The sequence below is a fragment of the Pedobacter sp. 01T416_2 genome (assembly GCF_056398925.1).
Genome location: NZ_JBFTQI010000087.1, coordinates 1 through 11,556, shown reverse-complemented (window position 1 = coordinate 11,556; position 11,556 = coordinate 1). Strand labels below are relative to the sequence as shown.

The following is an 11,556-nucleotide window of genomic DNA, read 5'->3' as shown; positions in this document are numbered from 1 at the left end:
CCACAATGTTCCTTCCATCAAGCATTTCGTATACCTGACTTACATAACCGTTGGTACCTGCTATAGCTTTGAAAGTAGGGTCGATCTGAATCAGCCCCGTTACGGTAAAGGTTGGACCAATAAATAACTGGTCGCCAATGGCGATTGATGTTACACCCGTACTTCCGGTTTCTGGAACTTTAACCGTAATCTCTGTGGCAGTTACACTAACTACCTCAGCCTTTTCGCCGTTAAACATAAAGGTTAATTGATTTTTATATTTATCAAAGCCTGCAGCTTTGATGACTACAGATGTACCTACAATTCCAACAGTAGGAACAGGTACATCAGTTTGCGAAATGGCCACACCTAAGGGTGATTTAGCATCAGCATAAGGATCAGGGATCACATCATCTGCCTTTTTACATCCTTGAAAGCTAAAAGCAATCAAAGTGATTATTGCGAATATTAATTTAATTTTTTTCATCGTTTAATTTCTTGAGGTAACACCAGATGTGATTTTATTTCGAAGAATCAGAAGGCAATAACCCGCTATAATACACATCACTAAAAAAATCACTTCGGTTAAATCCAAAATAAGCACCACCTATCAAATCGTTAAAGGCCAAAGCATGTACTACACCGTTGGTGGGTTTTATATCAGATGATGATACCTTATTGATGTACCAATTATCATTCGGTTTTGAGGCATCTGGAATGTAAGTTAAAACCAATTGGCGGTAACCAATATATTTGATGTTGTTGGCAGTAGCATAGGTTACACCGATGTTTGAGATATTACCACCAAGAGAATAATACAAACCACCCGGATAAACACTTTTAACATCAAAATCTATTTGCTGATAGTCTTTTAATCTGTTCACACCTTTAAACATGTAGCGCTGCAGATATTTCCTCCAAATTAACGGACTAATCTGATCCAGTGTTTTAACGGTATCTTTTCCTGCGTAAAAAAGAAAATTATTTAACCCACCATCTGTTCTAATTGTTCCAATTGTTCTTTTGATTACATCATCATCGGGTGCAAAAAAAGTAAAGTCCTCATTAGAAAAGGTGCCTTCCATACCCGCCAGCTTTACAATTTTGGCTATGGTATCAAAAGGTACTTTTTTAGCCTGTAAATATTGAAGCATATTGCCTTCAAAGTTAGGATTAGCCAAGCCTCCATCACGGTAATACTCATCGCGTTTACAAGCATTTAATATCAGCAGTACAGCAGCACAAGCAAAAATTAGCTTTTTCATATATCTTTTGTTATAATAATTAATTACCACCGTTAACCCAATAATCATTCAATTTCATAAATGGGTTGTTGTTTAGCGCACCCGAGCTAATTGGCCAGGTCCAGGCACCACGACTAAATTTATCAGATGTAAGCACGTTGTAAGAATACTGACTATTTAAAATTCTCTTCGTTCTAACCAAATCGAAGTAGTGGTGCCCCTCACCGATAAGTTCTCTTGAACGTTCGTAAAAAATAAATTCTTTAAGATCTCCATTTGAAGATGTATATGGAGATGCGCCAGCACGGCCTCTTACCATATTTACCAGTTTTATGGCTTCTGTATTTTCATCTATATTTGCAAGCGCTTCTGCCGCCAGCAGGAGTTCTCCACCATATCTAAAAATCATAAAGGTATTATCCGGATTGGCATCTTCCTCACCTACAATGAATGAGTTCTTTGCATATTTTAATAACATGAACTTGCCATTGTCGGCAAAAATATCTTCATTAAACCAGGTTGTGATCCTTTTGTCGCCTCCATCCTGAAAAAGTTTCTGCATATATTCGCCCCTGTAATAAGCAAAACTTACGCGGTGGGTATATTCGGGTCTTTTGTATGGGTAGTGCAAAAACATATCGGCAATTGGTGCAACATTCAATACGGCATCTCCATAATTTATACTTTGATAAAATTCGAATAAGCTTTCATCCGAACGCCCCTTGATCACTGTGGACCAGTCTGAAAGTGGCAATAACCGATAGGCATTACTTGCAACCAATTCCTTACCCAGATCTGCAGTAGCCTGATAATATTTTCTTGCGTTAGCGCCGTCAAAGCCTGCGTTCCACATATTCATCTCCATCATTAAGGCAATGATGCTGCCTCTACTTGCCCGAACGCCTTTTAAAGCAGGATCGCTATAGGTAAATGGAATTTGATTTTTATAACTATTTAAATCGGCAATACATTTATTTAATACGGATACAAAATTTTCGCGGGGTAAGGGTGTAGAATGAAATGCATCAGTATAATACACTACATCGCCAAATAACCGCACCATGGTAAAGTAGCAAAGTGAGCGAATAAATGCGGCTTCGGCCTTAAACTGTCCTTTTTCTGTTTCAGTAACACCTGGAACACCCTCATCTAATTTCGCGATCAAGATATTGGCACCTTGAATTGCCCTGTAATAACCGGTCCAATCTGTTATTCTATCAAAATTATAATAGTCCCAAGGCTGCCCTCTTCTGATCAGGTTTAATAGATCATTTCGACCTAAGAACTCCACATATTCGCGGGATGCGGCATTGTCAGACTGGCTTTCGTGCAATACCTCGCCCGATCTGTATTCTCCAACCGCACCAACATAATGTGTTTCATTAATTTTGCTAAAAACAATCCTCGATAGATCATAAATGTTAGCAACAACATCCTCTTTGGATTGGAAAAAATTATTTCCAGTCAACTTATCTAATGGTTGTACGTTTAAAAACTTTTTACATGCAGGCAAGCAAAAGGATGCTGCAATAACTAAAGTATAAATGATAACTTTTTTCATAATAAATATTTTTAGTTGCCTGTATTAAGTTCTAAGTTTAAACCTATATTATAAGTACGTGGTACAGGATATCCGTTAGAAATATCGCGACCTAATGCGGTTACGTTTTCTGGATTAGGGCCACTATACTTAGAAAATGTAATTAAGTTATTGGTAGAACCAAATATCCTTAAATTAGCCAGTCCGAATCTGCGTATCAACTTCTTATCGAACATATAAGAAAGCGTTAAGTTGTTAATTTTCAGATACGTACCCGTTTCCTGCCATAAGGTTTGATCGGCTCTTAATGGTTGAATATTTCCATAACGGCTAAAATCATAAGGGTATGGATATTTAGCAACATCGCCAGGTTTCTGCCAGATATTTAAATCGCCTAATGGTACTACAGCATTTAGTGCATAAGGATCTCTCATGATGGCAATACGATCTGCAAGCGCATTATTTAAGATTGTTCTATCGGCTGTATAACTGGCGTACATGTTTAGGCCCCATTTTTTATACCTCACGGTGAACGATAAACCACCTGTTAACAATGGTTGTGAGTTTCCGGTAATTTCGTAATCTCTGCCATCCAGAATATAATCGCCATTTACATCCYTTAAGATCGGGTCTCCTCCGTAAAAGAACGTATTATTTGTTTGGTATCTTTTTCCGGTAACCGGATCTACAGGTACATCCGCATCTGTTTTGTAAACCCCTTGGTTAATTCTTAAATAGTTTGATAGGGTATTTCTGCCTACTCGGAAAACATTATGCTGCAGATAACCAGAACCATCAAAGCGGATATATTGCCCATTATACTCTTCAGGCAATTTTAACAGCACATCGCGGTTATAAGCACCGTTTATCGAAAAAGATAAATCGAAATCCTTGCTGGTAATGGCTTTTACATTTAAGCTAATCTCGGTACCATAGTTGGCGATACCCAAATCGTTACTCGATAGTTTATTAAAACCTGTAATATTTGATAAAATACGATCGAACAATAAATTATCTACCTTTTTAAAATAACTATCCACAACGATCGAAAATCTGTTTAAGAAACCAATGTCGAAACCAAGGTTATACTGGCTTGTAGTGGTTGGCTTTAAGGCCGGATTTGGAATTAAATCGTAATTGATACCAATGGTTTGCGTATTGTTGTAATTTCCATTTAGGTTATAAATACCATAAATACTTTGAAGATTACCTGTTGGCACAATATTTTGGCCCCACGTTAACCTTAAACTACCATAGTCTAACCATTTTTGATCGGTCAACCAGTTTTCTTTGTTGAAATTCCATCTTAAACCTATTGAAGAGTTTTTAGAATATGGATTTTCCAAACCGCTTGATGAGGTACCATCTAAACGGTAAGAGAACTCGGCTACGTATTTTTTGTCGTAATCGTAAGACAGCGATCCAGCGAAAGAGGCAATTGTAGCATTTTTATAGCTACTTAAAACCCCGCCACCTCTTGAGTAATAACCATCGAACCCTACTGGCCCCTGAAGCTGATCGTTTGGAATTCTTTCCTGCCGGCTTATTGATGATTGGGAACCTTGTTTATAAATTTCGTTAAATGTATTGATAAAGAAATTATGCTTTTCACCTAATGTTTTGGCGTAGGTGATTGCATTTCTATTATATAACTGGAAATTTCTGCCATTATAATCATAAAGTTTCGCAAATGATCCATTGGCCGCAGCTGGTGTAAATGTAGTTTCAGTATCTGAGGTATAATCATAACTCAAGGTAGAAGATGCTGCGAAACCTGGTATAAATTCGTAACGGGCATCGATATTTGCTCTTAAATTTCTGGAATTATTATCGTTTAGCGTTTGCAAAGCAGATAATACCCCACCAGATGCCTGATAAAAAGACGGAGGAGGCAAAAGTGTTGACGCCTGACCGTTTGAAGCTACACCGGATTGAAGTAAGCCTGCACCGTTACCTTTATTCTGCTTACCTACCGAACCATTAACGAAACCGAAAAATCTAAATTTATCGTTCGGTTTAAACTCCATGTTCATGTTTAAATTGTAACGGTTATAACCCGTGTTTTTAATTACACCTTTTTCGGCATAATAACCCATATTGGCTTTGTAATTAAATTTTTGGTCGCCACCATCTAAAGCCAGGTTATGACTTTGGTTAAAGGTAGTTTGATAAAATACATCCTGCCAATCGGTAGAGTTATTATAGTACGCATTTAAACTATCGGCAAGAAAAGGTGTATTGCTAATTCCCCTGATCTGATTAATGGTCTCTGCGTTTAAAATAATTTGCTGAATTTTTAATTGGCGTTCTGAATTACCTCCTAATGTTTCGCGTAATTTAGGCGGAGCATTAACGAAAAAGTTCGTTACATATTTAATACGCGGCACTTTAGAATTACCTCTTTTTGTGGTAATGATGATTACCCCATAAGCACCTCTGGATCCATACATGGAAGTTGCCTGTGCATCTTTCAGGATTTGGATATTTTCGATGTCCTCCTGAGGGATTAGCGAAAGCGGACTTACCCCAGGACCTTGCGTTTGAAAACCAAACTCTGCTGCCTTATCTGCATCTAAAGGCACACCATCAATAATATACAATGGCGATGTAGGTTGTAAAAATGAATCGTTACCACTACCCGAAATACTTAAGCTTGATAAACCACGAAGCTGTACCGATCCCCTAAAACCAGGGGCACCAGTATTGTTTTGGATATTTAACCCCGGTACTTTACCCTGTAAAAGGGTTTCAATATTTGATACAGGAACATCTGCTACATCTTTAGCTGAGAGTGAAGTTGAAGAGCCAGTAGAAGTTTCCTTTGGCCTGTTTTGATAAGCTACAATAATAATCTCACTCAAATCTTTACGATCCTCGCTAATGGTTACTGTGATATTGGTTTGATTGGTAATTTTAACTGATGAGGTATTGTATCCTAAAAATTTAAATAAAAGTGTTCCTCCAACAGGTACGTTAACCGAAAACTTTCCATCGCCATTTGTTTGCGTTAAGCCTTTATTTGTGCTTTGCAGAATAACAGATACGCCTGGCACCCCCTGTTTGGTATCTTTATCCAGAACCCTGCCATTTACAATAATATTTTTTTCTTGCGAATAGGCATTTGTACCACATATTATACATACAATAAGTAATGTATATAAAAGTATATTTCTTTTCATAATATTAGCTTTATTGATTAACTATTCGTTAGCAAATTTTGGGTTCTCATTTTTGAAATAAAAGACGATTTCCCAGTCGCCAGCCTTATAAATAGCGAAATCGACACCGAAATTGGCCACCGTGCGCGCACCCCCAAAACCAATCCGGGAGTAACTCAACTCTGCTTTTGCCCTYGATCCGCCTTTAGCATAAGATGTAGGGATTTCTACCAATGGAATTGGATAAGCAACATCATACTKAACATATTTATCGGTTTTTTGGATATTGAAACCATGGATCATTTTATCCCAAACCGTTTCATTGAAAAACTTAGGATCGATTGGTAAAGAATCTTTACCCAAAACCACAATGCGTAACGAATGTCCATTACCTCCTGAGGTTAGTGGACGGATGTAAACAATTGCATCCTTTTTATCATTGTTGCTCACCAGGTTTAAATTAGAAGTAGCACCGATAACATTATTCAGATAAGGACGGATGTAATCTCTCAGTTTTTTGTCTAACGGAAATTTCGGATCAGGGGCAGGCAAACCTGTATAAGCATTAAAATCATTCGATGGTTCGTAAGGGCGCTCTCTAAAAGGTCTGATCTGAAAATCTCTGATCAGGCGCTCGCCACCGGTATTTTTAACCTTTACATCAAAAAACCGTGTATCCTGAGAAAAGTTGGTACTATCAATCGGACGGGGTTTTAATATCTGGTTGGTTGCTGATGGCCATAAGATGAATTCACCTGATGAACGTATTTCAAATATTGGATGTGTTTCGATTTTTCTTTTGGCCTCAATTTCAGCCAGGCTTTTTTCCAAACCGGTATAAGGGGCTGTCCATACGTAAGTTGGCGCGGTTGTAAAAAGATCGCTCACGGGCTTTCCATCTCCAAACCTAACGTTTACAATTTCGAACGTAATAGGATTGGTTGAGTTATCGCTATTAAAGCCACCGATAAGATTGGTTCTTCCAATTATTGGCTCCAGAATTTTATTGCTAAAATTCACATTATTACTGATATAATCTTTCTCATCGGGTAAATCGAAAACCTTTTTACAGCTACTGCAAAGGGTTACAGCAAGTAAAAGGAGCGCAAAATATTTATATATGATCGATTTCATCGGGCTATTTATTTTAATGTTTCTATTTCGCATCACTATTTCGTTTTGTTTATGGTAAACTCAGCCAACTGGAATGTACCACTGTTTCTGAGCTCGGTAATAACAACGCGGTAAAATTTGTAGGCAACCGTATTTGTACACCTAAATACTTTTTGCTGATATCTTTCTTCAAAGAAGAAGTTAGACCTTCTATCCAATTCTACCCAGCTTGAACCATCCATCGAGCCTTCATAAGTCCATGCTTTTGGATCTCTTTCGTTGGCATCATTTGCAGATGTTAAGGTATATACGGATGAAACAGCAGGTGTTTTAAGCTCAAACCTCATCCATAGTTCGCCTTGTAAGTCGGCCAGAAATTTAGTGTGATCATCACCATCGATTACTTTTCTCGAATTTTCCCCACTGGTTATACCTCCACCATTTTCGCGGTTTGATGAAAATATACCGCCAATTTCAAGGTAAAGGTTTGGTGGTGGTGGTACAAAAGTTAACCGGGTAACGAATTCGTTAAAGCCAAATACGTGATCGGCACTGATAACGTGTACGACCCCATTTTTGGTTTTAATGTTATTTGATGATGTTGTACTGGTTGCCCAGTTGCGAACGAATTTGCTTTTTTTGGTATTATCGAAATTAATAACCTCCGGTCCGGCACCAACCTGACCAGAAGCCGATATTTTGGTTACACTCGCATGCATTGGATAACCAATATGTACACTTTTCAAGTCTAAACCATCTTGAAGTTTTAATGAATCGGTTGTTTTCTTACCTCTAATAATGTAGTACGAGGTCATCGTATCTAACTGAACGGCATCAATATTGGCCAAAAAAAGTGGATCTTTATCAGATAGTTTTCTTAACGTATTTAAGTTCCGTAAAGCCAATTGGAAGCTTGGATTGCTTACTGCAAATAGCGTAACATTACTATCGGTTAATGTTTTTTTCAAACCCATCCTGTCAATCGCTACAATAAGCGAATCGAAAACACCTGGTTTGCTTTTCAAATAATCGTAAGTATTGCCGGCAAAGGTTACATTCTGATCTGGCGCATCGTAAAACCCTCCATTCTTCTTGCAGGCAGAATTAATTAGCGTTAGCAACGATAAGATTGCCAGCGCGCCCATATATTTTATTGAATTTTTCATATTCGTTATCATTAGCGCCAGTAAGCATTTTGGGTTAATAAACTATTTTGAGCAATCAGCTTTCTTGATATAGGCCAGTAAATTCCGCCAGAATTAATGAGATTCATAAATTTGGCGTCGTTCTGTTTGATCTTGTTGTAACGGATCAAATCATACCACCTTGAGCCTTCACCCAACAATTCGCGGTGGCGCTCTTCGAAGATTAATTTAATTACGTCGTTTATATTTATAGAAAATCCTTCATCATATCTTCTCACCATCACAGAAAGTAGTTCACTTACAGCCCCCTGTTGGTCGCCCAAAACTGAAAGCGCTTCTGCTCTTAATAACACGATATCTTCTAAGCGGGTAAAAACCAAAGCACTGGTARAATACCTGAAGTTTGGATCGGTACCACCGCCCTGGATCACTTTGATTTTGCTGAAAATGGGATACTTACCGTTTAGGTTGGTAAAATATCTTCCATCATATTTTGCCTGTCCTAAAGTATCAACCGCAAACCTTTGATCTTTTGCAATATTGAAATATTTAAGAATTGAATCTTTCGGAAGATAAATGTCTGGAACTGACTTAGTCATAACCGGTTCCGCTAAAGTTAACTCTTCAATATGCCCGGTAGATGAACCATCCACATGGCCATAATCGGAGTTAAAACCGAACATCTGCCTGGTGTTCTTATTGTAGAAAAATCCATTGGAATTTGACAAATCAGCACTTCCTGTAAAACCACCTGAACTTCTGCCATAATTATCTTCAACAAATTTGGCATATTTAGAAACGTTGGTATAATCGCCATTCCAAGCTGCCAAATGAGCTAAAACAGCATATGCCGTAACTTTTGTTGCCAAAGCACCACCCCATCTTCCCGAACTTTCATTGTAATAATCAGTTGGCTGCTGCACATCACCACCACTGTAAATAAATGGCAGATCAGCTGCTGCTTTTAAAATTTCCTGTTCGGCCCATGCTAAAATCCTAGCCTGGCTTTCGCGGGGTTTATTGGTAAATTTACCTTCGTCTGAAGAGGTAATAAATGGTACATCGCCCCAGATTCTCACCATGTAGAAATAGGCAAAAGCCCTTAAAAACCTGGCTTGCGCAATATCCACGGTCATGTTATTGCTTGTGTATCGTTTATCTGTTTCTTTTACATGCCCAATATTTTCCAAGAAAACATTGGCGCCGTTTACAATGGCGTAAAACCTGGTCCAATCAGATAAGGCCTCCATTACGGGATATGCCGCATTTAAATTGTTGCCAATTACAGCCTTTAAATCCTGTCTTTTTGGACTTAAAAATTCTCCCGTTCTCACATCACCATAAATCCAGTGACTGTTGTTATCTGATAAAGCAGCCCGTGTTAAAGCATAAACCCCCAAAATTCCCGATCGGGCATCCTCTACTGTATTCCAGGCATTTTTTTCGCCTACAACCCTGGTAGAATCGGTTTCTAAAGCCTTATTACAACTCGAAAAGGCAATTATAGAAACCAGAAGTATGTATAATATATTTTTCATCTTACTTGATGTTTTGTTAGTTCTTGTTTTCATCTTATAGCTCCATTTTAACACCTAGGGTATATGTTCTCGGAATGGGTTGGCCATAACCCGTATCAACGCCGTCGTAGCTAACCAGTTCAGGATCTTGACCGGTGTAAGGCGTGATGGTGAAAATATTACTCACTGCACCGTATACGAAGAATTTGTTAATTTTAATGTTCTTCTTATTGAGCAGATTACCCAGTTCGTAACCTAATGAAACCTGTCTTAATTTTAAGAATGAAGCATTCTCTAAAAAAAGATCCTGATCTGCACGGTATGGGATTACCGTACTCCAAGGATTGTAAAGAGGATATTTCGAATAATCGCCACGTTTCTCCCAGAAGGTAATTTCTTTAACAGAATTGATATCTGTATTGCCTTCGCGGTTAACAAAATCAAAATGGTTAGCCATCTCCTGGTTGATTAGCTTTCTTCCTAAATTAAAGTAGAAACTCGTAGCCAGGCTCCAATTGCCATATCTAAAATTGTTATCGAAACCACCTGCAAGGGTCGGTAATGAATGGCCTTTTAATACTTTATCGTTATCATCAATAGTATTATCACCGTTTTGGTCTTTCCAACGTGGATCACCGGCCTTTAAAACAATTCCCTTATATTTTAATTTTTGTCCATTAGCCACTGGCACATCAGCATCTGAAGTATAAATGCCATTATTCTCCAATAACCAATATTGATCCACCGGCTCGCCAACTTTTAAAAATCTGTTACCTACTACCAACTGATCTAATCCTCTTGGCAATGCTTTCAATTCGTTAGCGTTGTGATTAAAGTTTAAGGCCGAATTCCATGAGAATTTACTTTTTGCGATTATCTGAGCATTCACTGTAAAATCGATTCCCATGTTGTTAACAGACATTCCGCTTTCGATAGATTGTTTATAACCATATTCAGCATAAGCAGGGATACCAATTAATTGGTTTTTATCGGTTTTGCTATAAAGTTCAACAGAAACGTGAAGACGGTTTTTCAACATCGCCACATCGGCAGCAACATTAAGTTGATCTGAGTACGACCAAGGTACACCATAACCTACCCAACCAAATTGATAAGGACGTGTTAAAACACCGAATGCATTATATCCAGGCACCGTTAAGTTACCGGTATAGCCAACTGAGGCTGTATATTGTGGCCCCTGTGTATAATTATCGTAACTAAAAGTGCGCCCCATTCTACCAACACTTGCACGCAATACTAAATCATCAACCAAGCTGTTATCTTTCAAAAATTCGTTTTTGATATTCCAAGCTGCAGAAATAGTTGGCGAATAAAACCAACGGCTTGTTGGTTGTGCATTTGAAGAGCCATCTAAACGTAATATTGCCGATATGAAGTATTTATTGCTAAATGAGTAATCGGCTTTTCCATAGAAAGACAATAAGTTATCTTCTGTTTTATCTAAAAACCGATAAGTCAACTCTCTTGGAAAGGCAACTGGCGTTAAATAACCACCGTTAACACTTCCGTTATCGTTTATTGGTTTAGAATCCAATAAGTTAATTTTAATATAATCGTTAACACCTTTATAGGCATAAGCATTACTATATTTATAGATATCCCATTGCATTGTTTGTCCTAACGCAAAATGAAAATCATGAACCTTATTCAGATTCAAATCGTAAGTCACTTTGTTATCCACCATTAATCTTTGGCTAAAGCCATAATAATTGGATGCATAACTGTTTCCCTGCAAAAGCGTTCTGGCATAGAAAACATCTCTATACCCCGCCATAATAATTGGATGCATAACTGTTTCCCTGCAAAAGCGTTCTGGCATAGAAAACATCTCTATACCCC

The 11,556-nt window shown here is 38.0% G+C and carries 8 protein-coding genes; all 8 read right to left on the bottom strand.

Annotation, left to right across the window (positions count from 1 at the left end; translation table 11 throughout):
• The coding region (locus AC1DPQ_RS05815) for a DUF5008 domain-containing protein (RefSeq protein WP_477608367.1) at nucleotides 1-466 on the bottom strand (466 nt) is incomplete at its 3' end.
• Nucleotides 467-500: 34 nt separating this feature from the next.
• Nucleotides 501-1,244 (bottom strand): hypothetical protein, encoded by a 744-nt coding sequence (locus tag AC1DPQ_RS05810; protein WP_477580367.1) that lies wholly within the window; start codon nucleotides 1,242-1,244, stop codon nucleotides 501-503.
• Nucleotides 1,245-1,263: 19 nt separating this feature from the next.
• Entirely contained in the window at nucleotides 1,264-2,784 is a 1,521-nt protein-coding gene (locus AC1DPQ_RS05805) for a RagB/SusD family nutrient uptake outer membrane protein (RefSeq protein ID WP_477580365.1), read from the bottom strand.
• Nucleotides 2,785-2,795: 11 nt separating this feature from the next.
• Nucleotides 2,796-5,942, bottom strand: coding sequence for a SusC/RagA family TonB-linked outer membrane protein (locus AC1DPQ_RS05800; RefSeq protein WP_477608365.1), 3,147 nt, complete (start codon nucleotides 5,940-5,942; stop codon nucleotides 2,796-2,798).
• Between the two features lie 21 nt (nucleotides 5,943-5,963).
• Complete coding sequence (locus tag AC1DPQ_RS05795) at nucleotides 5,964-7,055, bottom strand: DUF5007 domain-containing protein (RefSeq protein ID WP_477608363.1); 1,092 nt, start codon at nucleotides 7,053-7,055, stop codon at nucleotides 5,964-5,966.
• 35 nt (nucleotides 7,056-7,090) lie between these two features.
• Nucleotides 7,091-8,200 (bottom strand): fasciclin domain-containing protein, encoded by a 1,110-nt coding sequence (locus AC1DPQ_RS05790; protein ID WP_477608361.1) that lies wholly within the window; start codon nucleotides 8,198-8,200, stop codon nucleotides 7,091-7,093.
• A gap of 11 nt (nucleotides 8,201-8,211) precedes the next feature.
• Nucleotides 8,212-9,717: a RagB/SusD family nutrient uptake outer membrane protein gene (locus tag AC1DPQ_RS05785; protein WP_477608359.1), complete on the bottom strand. Its 1,506-nt coding sequence runs from the start codon at nucleotides 9,715-9,717 to the stop codon at nucleotides 8,212-8,214.
• 34 nt (nucleotides 9,718-9,751) lie between these two features.
• On the bottom strand, nucleotides 9,752-11,556 hold a 1,805-nt coding region (locus tag AC1DPQ_RS05780), incomplete at its 5' end, for a SusC/RagA family TonB-linked outer membrane protein (RefSeq protein WP_477608357.1).